Source organism: Sinobaca sp. TMA16-18, assembly GCF_059510535.1.
Genome location: NZ_JCAKFM010000006.1, coordinates 135,594 through 154,445 on the forward strand (window position 1 = coordinate 135,594; position 18,852 = coordinate 154,445).

An 18,852-nucleotide genomic window follows, 5' to 3' on the forward strand; every position below is an offset into this window, starting at 1 on the left:
GCTTTGTTATTCTGCTTCACTTGGTCTATATTTAATAAGCTACTTAAATATAACATTACTATTTAAATAGGAGACAAGAGCTATGTATAAAGAAACCATCCGCACCCTGAACGAGCAGGGTGCTTCCAAAAGCACGATGCTGAGACGCTCTCCTCTGCTTTATATGGTATCGGCTGTTATCGCGGGCAGTTATGTAGGCATCGGTGCGCTGCTTATGTTTTCATTGGGAGCGCCGCTTTATGATGTGCAGTCGCCGATATTGGATCTGGTCGTAGGTTCCACGTTCGGCATCGCCCTGATTATTATTTTAATCGGCGGCTCTGATTTATTTACCGGTAACAATATGATTATGACCAGCTCCACCTTTTCCGGGGTGACGTCCTGGAAGCAGACACTCGGCGTATGGGGCGCAAGCTATGTCGGCAACGCCATCGGCGCCGTTCTTATCTGCCTGATTGTTCTCGGTGCCGGCATTTTCCAAGGTATCCCGGCTGACCATTACATGTTTGCCTTAGCTGCCGAAAAAACAACGCTTCCGTGGCATCAGCTGTTTTTCCAGGGGATTCTCTGCAACTGGATCGTCTGTCTGGCCATCTGGCTTACCCTTCGCACCGAAAACGATGCCGCCAAAATTATTATGGTAATCGGAGTCATTCTCGCATTTGTGGCGTCCGGTTTTGAACACAGCATTGCCAATATGTCGATTCTTGGCATGGCCTGGCTGCATGACTCTTATTCTATCTTAACTTTTGGCGATATTATCTACAATTTAATCCCTGTCACGATCGGTAATATGATCGGCGGCGCTGTATTTGTGGCCGGCACGTATCTTCTATTAAACCGTCATGAAATGAAAGAAGAAGAATAGTAAAAAAATAAATACCATACCATTTCTTAAAAGAATGGCATGGTATTTTTAATTATTACACTTTTTCTTTTCCTAGCCACTTTACAAGCTGTTGCCAGAAATGCTGATAATAGTCCCATTCTACAAATCCCAGCGGTCCCCAATGCGGTGCCATATCACTGGTAAAAGCCAGCGTGCGGCCACTTTTGTACTCTCCTGTCACTAAAAATGGATCTTGATCTCTTCCTATTTCTGCAATAACAATACTATCCTTTTTAGCTTGGACTTTGTTATAGCCTAAAAATGCAGGCCATTCTTCCGGCATTCCTTCAATAATACTATGGGTTCGCTTCACTTTAGGAATTCTTCCCTCTGGCGCTTCTACCCGATCATCTCCAATCTCCAGAGTAACGGGTAAAATATGTTCAATAGGAGTCCCTTTAAATTTCGCTTTTGCATCTATTCCCTGAAAAGATAAATATCCTCCTATCATACCGAAACCACCGCCGGAAGCCGTATATTCTTCTATAAGTTCTAAACGATTAACTGAACGCTCAGAATGATTAAATGTCTGGGACGATAACAAAAAAGTATTGCTTCCTATATCGCTTAGTAAAACTGCATCGTATTGTTTTAACATTTCAAGAGTATCCGGAAATTTCTCCTCTATTTCATGAGCTCTAATGTAGTCTAATGCAATATCCCCATCCTCCATAGCCTTTTGAAACCATGAGGCACCCTCTTCATATTCAGATGTAGTAAAAGAATCAAATCCTTTTACGTGAATTGTGTGTTTTGTCCAGGATTCACCAACAAGTAAAACGTTCACCATCATCCATCCTTTTTTTGTAGGTGTAGTAGCAATCTCCACATTACTTCTATTATTTTTTCCATATTGATGTATATATCTTCTACTGGTTCATCCCTTTCGGTATGAATAATATCCTGATCATTAATGGTCAACATGAGGACTTCTACCCCCGCTGCCATAAAAGGAGAATGATCCGAACCGGGAGGAGCCGGAAGGAGCACCTCGGAAGCTGAAAACAAATCTTTCATTGCTCTAACATTTAAATACAGTTGGGAAGCCTTCATGGAGCTCCACCACTCCAGTGTTTCCCCTCTTCCTATTCCGTCAATATTAAGCATGAAATTTATCTGCTGCTTTTCTTTTAAGTGGAGCTTTTCTACATAACTGCTGCTTCCTGCCAGCAGCAGTTCTTCTCCCCCGAAAAGAAGAATATCAATAGGGAAATCAAAAGCAGCCGTTCTAGTCTTTTTCAAAATCTCTAATACTACAGCTGTACCAGACGCATTATCGTAAGCGCCTCTAGTGTTATACATACTATCGTAATGGGCTCCAATAACTACTTTATCCGCTTTAGTTTTTCCAGGCAGGCTTACCTTTATATTCTCACCATCGGTTCGCTGTTCTGTTTTAGACCGCACAGAAAAAGACACTTCAATATTGTTATTATGTTTTAACGATTTTTTCCATTCATCGTGGATAGATGCTCCTACGATTAAGTGGGGAAGGTCCCATTTTTCCAGCAGCGTCTGGCTCAATGCTTCGCCATCCGGTCGTGCGGTAATAAAACCTGCTGTTTCCCCCGCGTTATTTATTACAGCATAGCGGGGCCATTTATACATATCCCAAATATTCGTGTACCCGGTAAAATGTAGATACCCTCTAACGTTCTCCGCCGATCCGCTTCCAACTGCTGGATATGCTTTGATTTTTCTTCTGTCTGGATGAATCATCTCAAGTCCTGAAAAAGAAAGCAGTTTCCAGGAAGTATAAGAAAACGTGTCGATTATCGGTGTAAAGCCCTCATCATAGATCACACGCTTAAGAAATTCTCTTACTTCACGCTCATTGGAACTTCCTGCCGGCCGCGGACCATATTCAACGATAGAAAGCCAGTTATTCTTCATGCGCTTACCCTTTAGCTCTTCTAAATACTTCTTTAGGATTCAATTCCAATATTGCGTGTATGTCTTCATCTGTCACACCGTATGCTTTCAGACGGGGAAGGAAATTCATTAAAATGTGGCTGTATCCCCCGCCCCCGTATGTTTTCATTAGATTTTTTAAAAACACATCCTGCGACAGCAGCAGGGAGGAGCGATAATCTTTTTCCAGCAGTCGAACGACCGCTCTTGCATTTTCATCATCGGTGGGAGACTGCCCTTCCGGAAACAGCAAATCAATTCCAATCATGTCGTACTCCAAAAACGCTCCACGGTCTGCAAGAGATAATTGATAGTCCAGATCATACATGCTGGGATTCATGTGATTTAATACCACCATTTCAGGATAACCGCCTTCTTTTTCAACAATATTAAGAACCTCGTGGGCATACCTTTCCCAGCCGGGAAGGTGAATAGTGAGTATTTTCCCCGTCTGTTTCTGCGCCAGCACTGCCCCTTTCAAGACATTCACCTCTGCTTTTGTCATATCAGGGCTTATTCCAATTTCTCCTATAATTCCAGCTTTTATTTTGTCATACCCTACACCTTCCAGAAGATCACTGCAGATCTTATCTGCAATTCTTTCCTTGGAAAAGTCTTTCATATAGCTTGGATGCAATTTTTCTAAATAATAGCCGCAGCCCATAATAACTGGAGTGTCGGTTTTTATTGATATTTCTTTTAAACCTTCCGGATCCCGACCCAGTCCCTCTGGTGTGACCTCCACAATAGAAGTGCCCCCTGCTTTTTTGAAGATTGTTACTTCGTCACAGGCCATAGGGATATCCAGCATAAAATTATTATCGTAATTTCCATAAGGCTGATGCTTAAGCTCTGTTAATATGCTCATAGAGACATCTGCTTCAGCAAAAGCCGTAGAAGTATCCCACGGCTTTTCCCAAACATGGCGACGGTCCAACAGCAGATGCTCATGCATAAGCGTAATACCTAAATTTTCTATATCAATCGGTCCTTGTACGGTTTCTACCTGCCGCAAGTCCATCGCCTCTTTCTTTTAGTTCTTTCGTCCAAATACACGAATATTAATAATTATCGCAGCCAGCAGTACTAGACCTTCTACAATTTGAATAATGTAGGGGGAAACTTGCATCAGCGTTAAGCCATTGTTAATAATACCGATCATCATAACTCCGATAAGTGAGCCTATGATGGTGCCTCTTCCTCCGAACAGCGCTGTTCCTCCCAGTACAACAGCGGCAATAATATCTAATTCAAACATCAGACCGACGTTGGAAGAACCTGACCCCAGTCTAGAAGCAATAATTAACCCAGCGAGAGCCGCGGCAGCACCACTGAACATATACGTAATCAATTTCACAAATCTTGTATTAACACCGGATCTTCTCACTGCTTCTTCATTAGCACCAATCCCCGTAACATAAATGCCATATCTCGAGTTTCTCATCGCAATAATTCCAATTATAAGAATAGCAACAGCCAATATGGCAGGTACCGGCACTCCCAAAAACGCTCCTATACCCATGTTAATCAGACCTGCATCACTTGCAATAGCAACTGAGTAACCACCCGTTACTAGAAGTGCCAGCCCTCTAATATAAAGCATGGAAGCAAGTGTAACGATAAATGGAGGAATGTCATGGTATGCACTTACATATCCATTGATTGCACCTGTAGATAACCCTGCCAACAGAACGAGAAGCAGCACTAAAGGCCCTGCCAGGCCGGCACTTAATAACACAGCGGTTAACGCACTCGCAAGCGCTAGCACTGATCCTACAGAAAGATCAATTCCTCCGGTCGTAATAACAAAAGTCATCGCTACAACGACAATTAAATTCGGTGCAAGCTGAAGCACCAGATTCATCATATTACTAAAGCTGAAAAAGGATGTGGTGGCTAAAGCGAAAAACAAGCTAATTAGAAGCAATATTCCAAAAATACTTAAGATCTGCTTATGCTCTCCGGCCCACTGTTTCCAAGTATTGTTCATATCTACACGCTTTACATCTACGGCTTCTGCACTTTTTCCGCTCACGATGCATTCACCCCCTGCGGATTCCCCATAATAGATTGAATAACAGTTTCAAGCGTATATTGATCAATACTTCGGTCATCAATGCATTTTCCATCATGCAGAACCATGAGACGGTCGCACACTTCAAACAAATCCTGAAGACGGTGCGTAATTAAGATAACGCTGACTCCCTGTGCCTTCACAGTATTAATTAAGTTAAGCACCATATTAACTTCTTTTACACCTAAAGCAGCTGTCGGCTCATCCATAATAAGCACTTTCGGCTTAAATATCATTGCTCGAGCAATTGCCACAGCCTGACGCTGCCCTCCCGACATATTCTGTACCTGCAGTTTTGTAGAGGAAATATTGATGCCCAGCTTGTCCAGTTCTGCTCTCGCTTTTTCGTGAAGCGATTTATAATCAATAAATCGCTTCATTTTGACAGGTTCTCTTCCTAAAAACATATTATTTGCCACACTCAACGTATCGCATAAAGAGAGATCCTGGAAAACTGTTTCAATCTGCAGATTTTTTGCTTCACGTGGGTTATTTACTTTAATTTTTTCTCCTTCAAACGTGAATTCACCAGCATCTGGCATAATCACTCCGCTTAGTATTTTCATCAATGTGGATTTGCCGGCTCCGTTGTCTCCTAACAGTCCCAGACATTCTCCTTTTTTTAATTTAAGATCAACACCCTGCAATGGCTTTACAGCGCCAAAAGATTTCTGTATATTACTCATTTCCATTTGGTATGGTTGATTATCCATTGATATTTACTCCTTTTTTATCGAAGGTTTATTCGAACAAGTAACGGAAATCATCTACATTTTCACTGGTGACAACGGTAGCTGCTACAGCAATCTCCTCGTCTACTTCTTCTCCGTTGAGCAGTGCAGTAGCTGCTTCAATAGCCTCCGCACCATATTCATCTGGATGCTGCTGCAGGGCCGCTTCTACGTATCCATCATCAATACCTTGAATAACCTGTTCACTGAGATCCCATCCAAATAGTTTAATCGAATCCTGTGCCTGCTGGGAACGCACGGCTGAAGTCATGCCGATAAAGGCAGGCTCACCCGTCATAAAGGCGGCGTTCAGATCCGGATTGCTCGTTAATAGATTTTCAGAAGCAGAGAGAGCTGTTTCCTGCACATTTTCTCCATCTACTGTGTTCACAAGCTCCATGTTATCCTCTTCCAAGACGGTATCCATAAAGCCTTCTTCGCGATTAATTTGAATTTCGGAGTTCAGCGCCGACACAGCGCCCAGCTTAACGTCTTCATCGCCCCACTCTTCTTCTGCGTACTCATTAAAATATTCTCCAAGTTCCACACTTGATTCGTAGTTATCCACTCCGACCTGCACGTCTACTCCTTCGTGTTCTATAACGGAATCGATAGAAATAACCGGAATTCCAGCTTCTTCTGCGTCTGCTACGATAGGCTCCATGCTGCTAACATCAATCGCATTGATTACTATGGCATCTACACCTGAACTTAGATAATCCTCTGCCCCGTTAAATTGATCAACCGAGTTATTATTGGCATTAAATACTGTTAGATTAACTTCTTCGTCTTCTGCAGCCTGTTCTGCACCTTTTACCATCTCAGTAAAAAACAGGGCTTCCTGGTTAATAACAGTCATTCCAATCGTTGGAGCGTCATCCCCTGCTTCCACCTCAACTGTTTCACCGGACATAGGTTCCGCCTCTGTACCTTCTGGTTCTTCTTCTGATCCTCCTGATTCTTCCACCTGACTACATGCTGCCGTAACGAATAGAAGTGAGCTCAAACCTAGTAGATATTTTCCGTGTTTTTTCATCTTTTCTTCCCCCTGTTGGTTTTATTGCTGCTCCTGAATCATTTCCTTTTTGTAAGGCATAGAGCTTTGGGCTCCGTACCTGCCTACGGCTAAAGAAGCTGCTTGAGTCGCTGTTTTTACTGCATGCACCATATCGTTATTTTCCAATAATTCCGCTGCGAGTACACCGCAGAAGCAGTCACCTGCACCAGTCGTATCCACCGCTTTTACTTTTTGAGCTTTTATATAGTAAAAAGAACCGTTCCATCGAAATACAACACCCTTTTCTCCAAGTGTTACAATAATCGTTTGTTTATCATTTTTGTTTATTCTTTGAATAGACTGCTCTGCAGTCTGCCGATCCTTTACTTTCATGTCTGCCAGCTCAGAAGCCTCTATTTCGTTTACAATTAAAACGTCTACAAGATTCCTGGTTTCTTTAGGAATCTTCGTAACAGGTGCAAGGTTAAGGAAAATTGGTATATGTTCCTCATGTAAAAATGTTATAATATCAGTAGTGATTTCAGGGGCCACTTCCAATTGAAGAAGGACAGCATCTGGTGCTCTTTCTGCCAAAAGAGCCTGCTTTACTTCTTCGGCTGTGACCTCAGTATTTGCTTCTAAATTAGTAATAATAAAATTATCTCCAGCACGATTTAATACAATGAATGAATTTCCTGTCGCTTTCTTTTTATCGATATATAAATTTGAGGTATTAATACCTTCTTGTTTCAAGGCGGCTTTCAGGTTTTTACCGAAGTCGTCTTTTCCTATTTTCCCTACAAAAGAAACATCTGCCCCCATTCGACTGGCTGCCACTGCCTGATTAGCTGCCTTACCGCCTGGATTGATCAGATAACTTAGAGATGGTACGGTTTCTCCAACCTGGGGAAACTCAGATAACTGAGCTGATAGGTCCATATTAATTGTTCCTGCTACAGCTAATTTTTTACCGGTCACCTACAAGCTCCCCCTTTCGTGCACGCTCCACCTCTTTCATGAAACCTTTCACTTTTTCCTCAGAAATAGGATTCCACCATTTTTCGTCTTCTTTTATCGCGCTTCCTACAATACATCCGTCGGCGATGGATAAAATACGATGAGCATTTTCTTGATTCATCCCGCTTCCAATAATCACTGGAAGTTCCGTTTCGTTTTTAATTCCAAGTATTTCCTCCATTTCTGTTTCATTTCCTGTTCTGGTGCCTGTGGCAATCAACACATCACTGTCAAAGAAAACAGCATCGTGAGTCTGATCCGCCAGACTCCTGTCTGCTACAATTGAATGGCTTCCATGTTTTACGTGCACATCCGTAAACATTTTAATTTGTTCTCCTTTAATATGAGACCGGTATCTCATCGCCTTTGAAGAACCACCTTCAATAAACCCTTCATTTGCTACATAAGCATTAACCCACTGATTCACTCTTACAAAAGCAAGGTCGGCTGCCTGAGCTACGGCAAGTCCTTGCACTGAACCGTTAGCCAAACAATTAATGCCAATAGGTAGTTTCGTATGTTGTTTCAGCTTTTCTGCTACAGCTGTCATAGCAGCCACCGTTTCATAGCCAATATCTTCCGGTTTAGAAAAAGGAAGATCCCATGCATTTTCGATAATAAACCCGTCGATGCCTCCTGCTTCCAATGACTTAGCATCCCGCACCGCCCAGCTGAATACTTCTTCCATACCTCCACCTTTATAATGAGGAGCACCGGGAAGCGGTCGTAAATGTATCATTCCGATAGCCGCTTTATTTTTCTTAAAAATACTTTCGATATAGTTAGGTTTGGCTGGAAAAATCTTATCGCTCATTTAATCTTCTCCCTTTTCAGTAACCACGTAATGTAGTTTTGTATTTATATTTATCTGCCAGGAAAATCATGTTTCCTATTTCAAATAGTTCGCCAGACTGTAACGTTGTTCTTCTGTTTAGCTTGAGGATCAATGTTTCCGGTGGCACATCCATGATATCTCCATAAACCTGTCCGGCGTAAGATGCCTCTACTGTTTCCTTTGCTTCTCCTAATGGAATATCGTGGCTTTTTAACACTTCATATAAGGATTCTCTTCTAAAATCGTGAGTACTTAAATCCAGGTCAGGATACAACCCCATATTTAACGTTGTTTCTTGAATGCCAATTACTTTTTCATTTACTCGCCTTAGCCTGTCTAGTTTATAAAGCCGTCCTCCTTCTTTTAAACCAAAAGTATTCCATTCTTTTCCTTTAACCGATTCCCACCCCTCTCTTAAAATAATAGAATCAACAGAATGCCCTTCATCCTGCATATCTTCCATAAACCCTGTTAATTTAGGTCGGACAGCTTCCAATTTGGGTTCAGCAACAAACGTCCCTCTTCCCTGCATTTTATAAAGTGCGCCTTCCATAACGAGATCGCTTAATGCTTGGCGAACCGTAGTACGGCTTACTTGATACTTATCAATTAATTCCATTTCTGTCGGAATCGGATCCCCCTCTTCCCAATCTTTTTGATCTATCTTTGATTTTATAATCTCTTTAAGCTGCACGTATAAAGGCAGTGCATTTTTTCTATCAATCACTCTCTCTTTCAATTTTTTCACCCTTTTCATTATGTCGTCATGTTGTCATGACAAATATTGTTATAAACATCATATCGCAAAATAATCAAAAATCAATGAATTTTCTGAATTTTATTGTGAGATTTATTCACCATCCATGTCTTAAATCGACCTTATTTCTTTATTGATAATACATACAGCCTCTTTATAAATATAGAAAAAAGCAGACTCCGGGGAGCCTGCTTTTTTTAGTGCTCTTTATAATTAAAGTCCGCCGGCAGGTTCTGTTAGGTATTCTTTTAACGAAATGCTGCCAGTTCTTTTGTAATATCTTTTGTCTGAGTGTATACCTTTTGGTACAAAGGAAAAATCTGCTCGTAGCGTTTGGTTTTGTCCGGATCAGGCGTAACCGATACATCATTTTGTACAAATACGGCGGCTGCTTCCTGAAGGGAGGCGTACCAGCCGCATCCGGCGGCGGCAATAATGGCCGCGCCCATAGCAGGGCCCTGCTCGTTGCGCAGGCTCACGACTTCTTTTCCAAAAATGTCGGCCTGCATCTGCAGCCAGGCCCGCGATTTTGCGCCGCCTCCGATAGACACGATCGTATCCACCTCCATGCCGTTCTGTTCGATTATATTCAACGATTCTTTTAAGGAAAAAGTGATTCCTTCCATTATTGCTTTTACAAATTCCGTTTTCGTATGGGACGAGTCCATCCCGACAAACGACCCCCGGGCAAACGCATCATTATGCGGCGTTCTTTCGCCCGCAATGTACGGCGTAAACAACAACCCGCGTGCTCCCGCGGGTACCGCTTCTGTTACCTGGACCATCTCAGAAAAATCGTCTTCCTTTAAGAAGCTTTCTTTAAACCACTGCAGGCTGTACCCGGCAGCAAGCGTGACTCCCATCGCATAATATGTATCGGCCGGAGCATGATTAAAGAAATGCAGTCTGCCGTTAAAGTATGTTTTTTCCTCTCCGGCATACGATAACAGTACGCCGGACGTGCCGATGCTGCACATCGTTTTTCCTTTTTCCAGAATCCCTGCTCCTACCGCGCCGCAGGCGTTATCTGCGCCTCCGGCAAAGATCATCACAGAAGACGAACAGCCGGTTTCCTGCGCCGCGTCTTCGAGCATGCCCCCGACGTGCTCGGTGGCCGGAAATAACGGCGGACAAAGCGAAGCCGGAAGATCAAATGTGTCTAAAAGAGACGCACTCCACTCGTTTGTGTTCAAATCCATTAACAGCGTGCCGGCCGCATCGGATAAATCCATGCCGACCTCTCCTGTTAACCGATAGCGTACGTAGTCTTTTGGCAGCAGAAACAGCTCGGCCCGGTCAAATACGTCCGGCTCATGCTTTTTCACCCATAATATTTTCGGAAGCGTAAATCCTTCAAGCGGACTGTTTTTCGTAATCTCCCAGAGCGAATTCTGCCCGGCCGCCGCTTCTATTTCCTTTACTTCCCGGCTCGTTCTCGTGTCATTCCAGAGAATCGCGCGCCGTAATGGGATGTAGTCGCCGTCCAGCAGCACAAGACCGTGCATCTGCCCGGAAAAGCTGATGCCTTTAATGTCACTGCCGGCGAGGCTGTTGTTTTGAATGAGCTTTTTTAACACGCTTTTAGTCTGCCGGACCCAGTCCTCCGGATCCTGCTCGCTGTGCCCGTCCTGCTCATGATAGATCGGATAGCTTTCCGACTCTTCGGCGGCGATCGTGCCTTCCCGGTCTACCAGTATTCCTTTAATGCTGCTCGTGCCAAGGTCTAATCCGATAACGTATTCCAATGGATTTTCTCTCCTTTTAAGAAAAAGAAGCTGTTTTATGCAACAGCTTCTTCTTTATTTTTATACTTTCGCAAACGCTCCTGCTTCCAGAATATACTGATTCATCATGCCTTTAATCATTTCCTGGCGGCCGGACTCATGCTTGATGGTGTTTTCCATGGCGTAGGCTTCCAGCTCACGGAACGACGTTTTGTTGTTTAAAATCGCTTCGCCGATACCGGACTGATAGCTTTCGTAGCGTTTTTCCAAAATATTTTCAAAGACGTGGTCTTCGATCAGCCGGTTTGCTACTCTAAACCCGATCGCAAATGTATCCATGCCGACAATGTGACCGTGGACCAGATCGATTGGCTCAAATGATGGGCGGCGCAATTTCGCATCGAAGTTCAATCCACCTTTTCCAAGGCCGCCGTTCTTAATAATTTCGTACATGGCGAGCGTGGCGTTATAGATGTCGGTTGGGAACTCATCTGTGTCCCAGCCGAGCAGCATGTCGCCCTGGTTGGCATCAACCGAGCCAAGAATGCCGTGCTCTCTTGCATAGCGGAGCTCATGTTCAAATGTATGGCCTGCAAGGGTAGCGTGGTTGGCTTCAATATTTACTTTAAAGTGGTTTTCCAGGTTGTAGTTCTGCAGGAAAGCATAGGTTGTTGCCGTATCAAAATCATACTGGTGCTTCGTCGGCTCTTTTGGCTTCGGCTCAATCAGGAACTGGCCTTCGTAGCCTATTTCTTTCGCATAATCAACCGCCATATGATAGAAGCGTGCTAAATTATCAAGCTCGAGCTTCGTGTCTGTATAAAGGAGGGAATCGTATCCTTCTCTTCCGCCCCAGAATACGTAGTTTTTCGAGCCCAGTTCTTTTGCGATTTCCAGCTGCTTTTTCACTTTTGCTGCTGCATGGGCGAACACGTCGGCTTTGTTGGACGTCGCGGCACCGAACATAAAGCGCGGATGGTGGAACATGTTGGACGTATTCCATAATACTGACACGTTCTGTGCTTTCATTAAAGGCTGAATCCGGCCGACAATTTCATCCAGATTGGCTCCATATTCTTTCAGGTTGTCACCTTCCGGTGCAATATCCACATCATGAAAAGCAAAGTAGTCAAATCCAAGCTTATCGATAAATTCAAAGTTGGCCTCAACTCTGGCTTTTGCCAGATCCATTCCACTGTAATGATCCCACGGACGCTGCATGGTCCCCATTCCGAATGGATCCGATCCATCCATCGTAAACGTATGCCAGTAGGCAACGGAAAACTTCATCCAGTCTTTCATGCTTTTACCGTTAAACATTTCTTCCGGGTTATAGTGTTTGAAAGCAAGCTCATTTCGGCTGCCGCTTCCCTCGTATTTAATTTTGTCTACATTATGGAAATAACTCATAAACTAACCACCTTTTGTCGTATATTATGTTTACGCTTACATATAAAATCTTTTAAAAGGCAAAACAATTTTCCGCAGATGAAAAGCGAAAACTTAGTTTTACTGATAAACTAAGTATATTTATATGAAAACTTATTGTCAACATATTTTCATTTATTATTCGCTCATATTATGAAATAATGAAGGTATATTTAATATCTAATACAACTAAATGTTTAATGTATAAACTAAGAGTGGAGGCACGGCTATGAAAACAGGAGATCAGGGGCTAGTAAAAAAAATAAATAAATCGATTGTATTAAATAATATTCAAACCCAGAGTCCTATTTCAAGAGCACAGATTTCGAAAGTGACGGGCTTAAATAAAGCAACCGTTTCAAGTCTTGTAAGCGAACTCATTGAGGAACGTCTTGTCGATGAGATTGGCGCCGGGCTTTCAAGCGGCGGCCGCAAGCCGATGATGCTTTTCTTTAACCAGAAGGCCGGCTATACGATTGGCATCGACCTCGGGGTGAACTATGCGTTTGGCGTACTTACAGATTTAAAAGGCAATGTGATTGAACAACATGAAATAGTTATTACTGATACAGATGAAGACGTAGTGTTCGGCCAGCTGAAGGATTTAGCACAGCTTTTAATAGATAAAACACCCGCCTGCCCATACGGCCTCGTCGGCATCGGCATCGGCGTACCGGGCATGATCAACAACGACGGCGCGATTCTGTTTGCACCGAACCTGGACTGGCACAACGTTCATTTAAAGCAGTATATGGAGAAATACTTCAACGTGCCGATTACGATAGAGAACGAAGCTAAAGCCGGTGCCCACGGCGAAAAAATATACGGTGCAGGCCGGTCCTCGTCCAACCTTATTTATGTAAGCATCGGTATCGGTATTGGTTCCGGTATTATTATTGACGACAAGCTTTATAAAGGAACAAGCGGTATTTCCGGGGAAGTCGGCCACTTTTCGATCGAGTTTAACGGCCGGAAGTGTTCGTGCGGCAACAGGGGCTGCTGGGAACTGTACAGCTCTGAGCATGCGCTGCTCGAAAAAACGACAGCGCTTTTCCCTGATGAAAAGAATGTGAATCTGAGTTTTCTTATTAAACAGGCGGAGGAAGGCAACCCCCTCGTAATCAATGCGTTTGATCAGATCGGGGAATATATCGGCATCGGCCTGACCAACATTGTGAATACGTTCAACCCGGAGCAGATTATTATCGGCAACCGCCTCGCCCGCCTTGAACCGTGGCTGCGCAATCCGATCCAGCGGGTATTCAACCAGCGTCTTCTCCCCTATTTCCAGGATTCGGCTGCTTTAACGTTTACGGACCGGAGCACCAATTCCTGCGCGCTCGGATCTGCGGCCTTTTCTATTGAAAAGTTTTTTGCTACAAATAAAGTCACCGTTGTATAGCTTATCACCTGATAAAAAGGCTCATGGCACGCATTCAGCAGATTAATCTATTCGGTGCTTGAGGTGATGATTGCTTTCTTCTTCTTCAGCTACAGAGTCATAAAAGGTATTTCTTCAAGAACCGTCAAAGGATCACAGCAGCACAAAAGCCGGGAGCAGACGCTTCCGGCTTTTGTTATTCCCATTTTTCCAGCGTATACACCGTGTCCGCGGAGTAAATGTCTCCTGCTTTCAAGTGGCACGTCCGGCCGGTAGTGGCAAAGGCCGCCGGCAGGCGCTGGGTTTCGATGCAGATGCCCCGGTAAGGTGTGGCTTCTCCGTCAAGAAGCGGCGAGGTGCTGTTCAGCTTCTGGGACGTATACACTACTGCACCGGGCTCTGTTGTTTCTATTTTCAGGCGCCGTTCTGTGCCGGGATCTGTCAGTTCTATTTTCTTCACCTGCGCCGGATCGAGCACAAAGAAATGATCCACTCCCTGGCTCGCTAAAATAATTTGTTCCTCCGCCGCTCCGACTATATCCCGGAGCGGTTTGTATGTGGTTATATCAAACAGCGTTCCAGACACAGACACTATTTCTCCGGTGGGGATAAGCGATTCATCCAGCTCCAGCACGGACGCAGCCGGCGCCTTTAATTCATGGTCCAGAATATGGGTGTTCTCCCCTGTCCCCAGATTAAAATAAGCGTGGTTCGCCAGGCTGCACCACGTATCTTTATCCGATACTGCTCTAATAGAGAACGTCACCGCATCGCTGTGTTTATCGAGCGCGTACGTGACCCGGACAGACAGATTTCCCGGGTATCCCATCTCGCCGTCTTCTGATAAGTAAGTAAGGTGCAGTTCGAGCGCCTGTGGTGTTTCTTTATACGAATAGTCCCACAACACCTGGCTGAATCCGTCGGCCCCGCCGTGCAGCTGATGCCCGCCTTCATTCGGATGCAGCGTGTAGGAAGCGTCCTGGATGTTCATTTCCCCGCGCTCGACTCTTCCGGCGGTTCTTCCTACCACTGCTCCTAAGTAATGCTCATCTTTCAGATAATCCGTAACGTTCTGATACCCGAGCACAATGCTTTGTCCGGGACTGCCGGCAGGATACCAGCTTGTGATTCTGGCTCCATAATTCAGCACACGCAGGACAGCGCCAGTTTCGTTTACCAGCTCCAATTCTTTAAGAGCTGCTGTTTCACTATGCGGCAGAGGCGTTTCTTTAAACATATGATCTTCCTTTCTATTGGTTAGCAACGATTCATTTTCCTTTTAATGGTAAAGGTAGCGCTTACTTATTATACCACTTTGTTTATTGGGTATTTATACTTTTTTTTCCTTTTTAACAGAAAAACAGCCTTTCTCTTAGAGAAAAGCTGTCTTCGTCTGATGTTCTTTATTCGTTAATAGGCTGCTGCTCGTAGGCAACATAGCTGCGCCATTCATGCTTTGGCTTCCAGCCGAGCAGTTCTTTGGCTTTGCTGCTGTCAAGCAGCGTGTCATAGCCTGTTACGCGTTCTTTGATCGGTACATCCGGATACCGTCTTTTCATCAGCTCGCGGCTTTCCACATTCATGCTCGTGTCGTCGGCTGCCAGGTTAAGTGCCACCGCGTCAAGCCCCTCTTTTTCGATCGCCAGGATGCAGGCAGAGGCAATGTCCCTCGTATCAATATAGCTCCACAAAATCCGGTCCCGCTGGGCAGGGTCATGAATGAATGATGGAAAGTTTTCGTACATTTCCGGCGAAATCACATTGCCGAGACGGAAAGACACGACCTGCATCCCGGTCCGCCGGTTCATCGCTTCTGCAGTTTGTTCATTAACTATTTTGGACAGGCCGTAGCTGTCTTCCGGCAGCTGCGGGTGCTCTTCATCCATTGGAACATAGAGCGGCTCTAATGGCTCCTTGGCAAAACAGATGCCGTAGGACGATTCACTTGATGCGAGGACGGCCTTTCTGATGCCAAGACCGGCCGCCGCTTCCAGAACATTGTACGTTGACATTACATTGTTTTGAAACGTTACTTCGTTTGGAAAATCATAGGCTCTTGGAATGGCTGCCAGATGGACGACCGCATCGGCGCCTTCCAGCACACCATACACTTCCCCGAGATTTGTTAAATCAGCAATGATCGTATGACAAAGTGATTTCTCCGGCAGACGCAGATCACAGTTGACTACGTCGTATCCGTAGGCGAGCATTTCCTGAATGACGGTCCGGCCGACAAGACCGTTCCCTCCCGTTACTACTACTTTCATGTTGGTTCCTCCCGCTATGTTATGTATTCGCTTACAATTTACTTTCTTAAAAACTTCGTTTCTTTACTAAACTAAGTGTATTTTGATTGCGGCTGTTTGTCAATTGCAGAAAAAAGGAAAACCGGCAGCCTGAACAGGGGTGCTTTCCGCAGGCCATGCCTCAGCTAAAGAGGGAAAAACGCCTCTTTATCTTCTCCTATGGCTGTTCTGCAGGAGTCACCCCTGTTTATTTTTCTTCTTTTCTTTTCACAAAAGACTTTAAAAATATTCGATATCATGTATGGATATACAAGGTGGAATAGTTTATCGACAATAAGAAAAAAGAGCTGTTCCGCGCGGAACAGCTCTTTTTTCTTATTGTTCTTTTTTTGTTTCTTTATAATTGGGGAAGTACCCTAAAATAAAAGCAATGCCTGAAAATAAGGCAGCTAATACGATCGTCGGCTGTGTCAGCATTTCGCTGCTTTGAATCATTAAGTTTCCATTTCCAATAATTAGACCTATCATCTGGGCTGCTACCATAATCAATGCTAACAGCAGCGATAATATTAAACATATAGTAAATAGACGCTCCAACAATTTTTGCATGATCTTGATACCTCCTTGTTAAATTGGCAGGATGCCCATGGCAATCAGCCAGCCTATAAGAATAACCGGTAAAGCATAATATGCGATTAAGATGGCAAACGTTTTTTCCGGGCGGGCTCCTACAATCCCTGAAGCAATATAAATGGACCCAGAGGCTGGGGGCATTTGAGCCGAAGTGGAAGCAAACGTCATTACCACTACTGCTGAAATTAATGGAGAGAATCCAGTAGAGACTAAAATCTCATAGGAAACTAATCCTACAGCTGTTAAAGTGCCCGTTGAGGTTAAAGGACCAGCAATGGCCGTTATACCAAATCCTATTATAAGAACGGTAATCCAGCCCGGTGCATTAATAGCACCCATGATCTGCGCTATATTATCAGATAATCCTAATGTGGTTAACACTTCACTTGAAGCTACAGCAAAAAATATTAGAGAGCCGATTACAGTAAAACGCGGAATTGACCTTTGAATAAGCGCAAACAACTCTCCTGCTGATTTAGGCGCTTCCTTTCTGGCCAGCAGAAATGAAATAGCTATCATCAATGTAGGAATCCATATCACAATATCAATACTGCCTAATGCTTCTTCTCCAAGAGAAGGGATCCCTTCTATCCAATCAGCCAGAGGACCGATGGTTAAAATCAACGGAATAATAGCTCCTAAATAGATAAGAATAGAAGACCAGCCATTTTTGAAAGAAGTACGTAAAGGATCCAACGATTCGGACGGAAATGCTTTTATGTTTTGTGTTTTCACAAAATAACCGATTAACAGAAGCCGATGGAGAAACTGATAGGCCCCGGCTATCAACAAAGCAAGAAAAAATTCACCTGTTGTTATTGCTGCTGCTACCGGTGCAAACCCTAGAACAATAAACATAGAGGTTGTTGGTGGCAGCGCTGAAGCCATACCTCCATTTCCCACCATTACAGAAGCCGCAATTTCTTTATTCCATTTATTCCGAAGCATCCAGGGACCGGTAATCGATCCTGTTGCCGCGGTATTTCCTGAATCGCCGCCGGATAGGGTACCCATTACGGAAGAACCAACCGCATCCATAATGGCAGGAGCGCCGGGAAGTCTTCCTACTAAAGAATTTAAAATAGCTAAAAGCCGCTCAACGATACCAAACTTATCGATTATATATGCCATAAACACAAAAGCGATAGCAGCATACAGTACAGAGAAAGTAGAAGCAAACGTAATACCTTGAATAAACAAAGCCGGTGCTTCCCATCCTCCCAGAGGAACGATAGCTAAAAAACCTACCAGTGCCGCTTCCCCTAAATTACGTTTTAACACAATACTCCAGAATACTAAAACGCTTACAAATATAACGAGAGCAATGATGCCCATTAAGCTCCCTCCTTCATTTCTATTTTTGATTCATCAGGTGTATAACTTCTTTCCAGTCATTAGGTGTTCTACCATTAAAAGCTTCTTTCACATTTCTGTCTGTGATGGCTTTCAATTTATCACGCGTCGCTTTTGTCATTACAGGCTGTATATTGTTCTCCAGCATAAAGTCAGCAACATTTTCCATTTCTTTTACCCGTCTTTCAGAGTGTTGTACATTTCCAGTGATCAATCGATTAAGTATATTTTCAAACGGCTCTTTGTCCATTGTATTTGTAATAGATTGTAGAATAGTATCTTCTAAATCAAGCGCAGAGGCTGTTTCCATTACTTCATGCAAAAGAGTAGACAGGCCTTTCGTGAAAATACTTCGAATAAATTTAATGTTCGTCGCATCTCCTGGGGTTTTATTTACATATTCCAGATCCATTTCTACTCCTCTGCCCCATTCAATGAATGATTCTGCTCCATTCCCGCTAACCATTATCGGCACTTTGTGCTGGTTTCCTTTTAAAGGCCCCATAATGGCACCATCTACAAAAAACTGACTTTTATCTGCCATGTCATCGTTTATTTGTTTCTTTACCTCCGCTGACGCCGTAGATAAATCGACATAAATAGTCTCTTTATTTATATACGGTTCTATCGAAGACCAGGCTTCTTTGGTGAAAGACGCAGGCACTGCTGCAAATAATACACTCAACGTTTGCCGGGCCACTTTTTCAGGTTCATCGAACAATACAGCCTCGATGGATTCAGCTCTTTCTATCGTTTTAGGATGATCATGAAGGTGGTCGTAGACATATACTTTGCTGCTGTTGTTTTGAGCACGAAACCCTTTTGCCATTTCGTAACCCACTTCGCCAAATCCAATAAAACCGATATTCATGTTTT

Annotated in this window: 18 protein-coding genes; 2 read left to right on the forward strand and 16 right to left on the reverse strand. The window is 43.8% G+C overall.

Features of this window, described 5'->3' with window-relative positions; all coding sequences use genetic code 11:
* Positions 1–82: 82 nt before the first annotated feature.
* Positions 83–868 (forward strand): formate/nitrite transporter family protein, encoded by a 786-nt coding sequence (locus tag AC5W14_RS12290; protein ID WP_496057638.1) that lies wholly within the window; start codon positions 83–85, stop codon positions 866–868.
* Between the two features lie 55 nt (positions 869–923).
* Here the strand turns inward: AC5W14_RS12290 and AC5W14_RS12295 are convergent, their stop codons facing one another.
* From AC5W14_RS12295 to xylA, 11 genes are all read right to left on the reverse strand, one after another.
* On the reverse strand, positions 924–1,682 hold the full coding sequence (locus AC5W14_RS12295) for a glutamine amidotransferase (RefSeq protein WP_496194562.1): 759 nt from the start codon (positions 1,680–1,682) through the stop codon (positions 924–926).
* A complete protein-coding gene (locus tag AC5W14_RS12300) occupies positions 1,679–2,782 on the reverse strand; it encodes a M28 family metallopeptidase (RefSeq protein WP_496194563.1) in 1,104 nt (367 codons plus the stop codon). Before AC5W14_RS12300 ends, AC5W14_RS12295 begins: the two co-directional genes overlap by 4 nt.
* A gap of 4 nt (positions 2,783–2,786) precedes the next feature.
* Positions 2,787–3,821, reverse strand: coding sequence for a phosphotriesterase family protein (locus AC5W14_RS12305; RefSeq protein WP_496194564.1), 1,035 nt, complete (start codon positions 3,819–3,821; stop codon positions 2,787–2,789).
* A gap of 12 nt (positions 3,822–3,833) precedes the next feature.
* Entirely contained in the window at positions 3,834–4,835 is a 1,002-nt protein-coding gene (locus AC5W14_RS12310; RefSeq protein WP_496194565.1) for an ABC transporter permease, read from the reverse strand.
* Positions 4,832–5,587 carry an ATP-binding cassette domain-containing protein gene (locus AC5W14_RS12315; protein WP_496194566.1) on the reverse strand — a complete coding sequence of 252 codons (756 nt, stop codon included), beginning with the start codon at positions 5,585–5,587 and terminating at the stop codon, positions 4,832–4,834. Before AC5W14_RS12315 ends, AC5W14_RS12310 begins: the two co-directional genes overlap by 4 nt.
* Positions 5,588–5,615: 28 nt before the next feature.
* The gene (locus AC5W14_RS12320; RefSeq protein ID WP_496194567.1) at positions 5,616–6,641 is read right to left on the reverse strand and encodes a substrate-binding domain-containing protein; all 1,026 of its coding nucleotides are present in this window, start codon (positions 6,639–6,641) and stop codon (positions 5,616–5,618) included.
* A gap of 21 nt (positions 6,642–6,662) precedes the next feature.
* The gene (locus AC5W14_RS12325) at positions 6,663–7,580 is read right to left on the reverse strand and encodes a ribokinase (RefSeq protein ID WP_496194568.1); all 918 of its coding nucleotides are present in this window, start codon (positions 7,578–7,580) and stop codon (positions 6,663–6,665) included.
* Positions 7,570–8,433 (reverse strand): BtpA/SgcQ family protein, encoded by an 864-nt coding sequence (locus AC5W14_RS12330; RefSeq protein WP_496194569.1) that lies wholly within the window; start codon positions 8,431–8,433, stop codon positions 7,570–7,572. Before AC5W14_RS12330 ends, AC5W14_RS12325 begins: the two co-directional genes overlap by 11 nt.
* A gap of 16 nt (positions 8,434–8,449) precedes the next feature.
* Positions 8,450–9,211 carry a GntR family transcriptional regulator gene (locus tag AC5W14_RS12335; protein WP_496194570.1) on the reverse strand — a complete coding sequence of 254 codons (762 nt, stop codon included), beginning with the start codon at positions 9,209–9,211 and terminating at the stop codon, positions 8,450–8,452.
* A 248-nt stretch (positions 9,212–9,459) separates the two neighbouring features.
* Complete coding sequence (xylB, locus tag AC5W14_RS12340; protein ID WP_496194571.1) at positions 9,460–10,956, reverse strand: xylulokinase; 1,497 nt, start codon at positions 10,954–10,956, stop codon at positions 9,460–9,462.
* A gap of 60 nt (positions 10,957–11,016) precedes the next feature.
* Positions 11,017–12,345, reverse strand: coding sequence for a xylose isomerase (gene xylA, locus AC5W14_RS12345; protein WP_496194572.1), 1,329 nt, complete (start codon positions 12,343–12,345; stop codon positions 11,017–11,019).
* 247 nt (positions 12,346–12,592) lie between these two features.
* Between xylA and AC5W14_RS12350 the strand changes: the two genes are divergently transcribed.
* A complete protein-coding gene (locus AC5W14_RS12350) occupies positions 12,593–13,765 on the forward strand; it encodes an ROK family protein (RefSeq protein WP_496194573.1) in 1,173 nt (390 codons plus the stop codon).
* 175 nt (positions 13,766–13,940) lie between these two features.
* Here AC5W14_RS12350 and AC5W14_RS12355 read toward each other — a convergent pair whose 3' ends face one another.
* The 5 genes from AC5W14_RS12355 to AC5W14_RS12375 form a co-directional block, all read right to left on the reverse strand.
* Positions 13,941–14,981 (reverse strand): aldose epimerase family protein, encoded by a 1,041-nt coding sequence (locus tag AC5W14_RS12355; RefSeq protein WP_496194574.1) that lies wholly within the window; start codon positions 14,979–14,981, stop codon positions 13,941–13,943.
* A 166-nt stretch (positions 14,982–15,147) separates the two neighbouring features.
* Positions 15,148–16,011, reverse strand: coding sequence for an NAD-dependent epimerase/dehydratase family protein (locus AC5W14_RS12360; RefSeq protein ID WP_496194575.1), 864 nt, complete (start codon positions 16,009–16,011; stop codon positions 15,148–15,150).
* 354 nt (positions 16,012–16,365) lie between these two features.
* Positions 16,366–16,599, reverse strand: a complete 234-nt coding sequence (locus AC5W14_RS12365; RefSeq protein WP_496194576.1) for a hypothetical protein — start codon at positions 16,597–16,599, stop codon at positions 16,366–16,368.
* 18 nt (positions 16,600–16,617) lie between these two features.
* Positions 16,618–17,958: a TRAP transporter large permease subunit gene (locus AC5W14_RS12370; protein ID WP_496194577.1), complete on the reverse strand. Its 1,341-nt coding sequence runs from the start codon at positions 17,956–17,958 to the stop codon at positions 16,618–16,620.
* Between the two features lie 19 nt (positions 17,959–17,977).
* Entirely contained in the window at positions 17,978–18,847 is an 870-nt protein-coding gene (locus AC5W14_RS12375; RefSeq protein WP_496057646.1) for a DUF1932 domain-containing protein, read from the reverse strand.
* Positions 18,848–18,852: the final 5 nt, after the last annotated feature.

Bases quoted from the DNA above. Each gene is read 5' to 3' on its own strand.
- AC5W14_RS12315 (WP_496194566.1), bottom strand. From the start codon at position 5,587: ATGGATAATCAACCATACCAAATGGAAATGAGTAATATACAGAAATCT.
- AC5W14_RS12360 (WP_496194575.1), bottom strand. From the start codon at position 16,011: ATGAAAGTAGTAGTAACGGGAGGGAACGGTCTTGTCGGCCGGACCGTC.
- AC5W14_RS12295 (WP_496194562.1), bottom strand. From the start codon at position 1,682: ATGATGGTGAACGTTTTACTTGTTGGTGAATCCTGGACAAAACACACA.
- AC5W14_RS12350 (WP_496194573.1), top strand. From the start codon at position 12,593: ATGAAAACAGGAGATCAGGGGCTAGTAAAAAAAATAAATAAATCGATT.
- AC5W14_RS12365 (WP_496194576.1), bottom strand. From the start codon at position 16,599: ATGCAAAAATTGTTGGAGCGTCTATTTACTATATGTTTAATATTATCG.
- xylA (WP_496194572.1), bottom strand. From the start codon at position 12,345: ATGAGTTATTTCCATAATGTAGACAAAATTAAATACGAGGGAAGCGGC.
- AC5W14_RS12330 (WP_496194569.1), bottom strand. From the start codon at position 8,433: ATGAGCGATAAGATTTTTCCAGCCAAACCTAACTATATCGAAAGTATT.
- AC5W14_RS12335 (WP_496194570.1), bottom strand. From the start codon at position 9,211: ATGAAAAGGGTGAAAAAATTGAAAGAGAGAGTGATTGATAGAAAAAAT.
- AC5W14_RS12370 (WP_496194577.1), bottom strand. From the start codon at position 17,958: ATGGGCATCATTGCTCTCGTTATATTTGTAAGCGTTTTAGTATTCTGG.
- AC5W14_RS12290 (WP_496057638.1), top strand. From the start codon at position 83: ATGTATAAAGAAACCATCCGCACCCTGAACGAGCAGGGTGCTTCCAAA.
- AC5W14_RS12320 (WP_496194567.1), bottom strand. From the start codon at position 6,641: ATGAAAAAACACGGAAAATATCTACTAGGTTTGAGCTCACTTCTATTC.
- AC5W14_RS12355 (WP_496194574.1), bottom strand. From the start codon at position 14,981: ATGTTTAAAGAAACGCCTCTGCCGCATAGTGAAACAGCAGCTCTTAAA.
- AC5W14_RS12305 (WP_496194564.1), bottom strand. From the start codon at position 3,821: ATGGACTTGCGGCAGGTAGAAACCGTACAAGGACCGATTGATATAGAA.
- AC5W14_RS12300 (WP_496194563.1), bottom strand. From the start codon at position 2,782: ATGAAGAATAACTGGCTTTCTATCGTTGAATATGGTCCGCGGCCGGCA.
- AC5W14_RS12375 (WP_496057646.1), bottom strand. From the start codon at position 18,847: ATGAATATCGGTTTTATTGGATTTGGCGAAGTGGGTTACGAAATGGCA.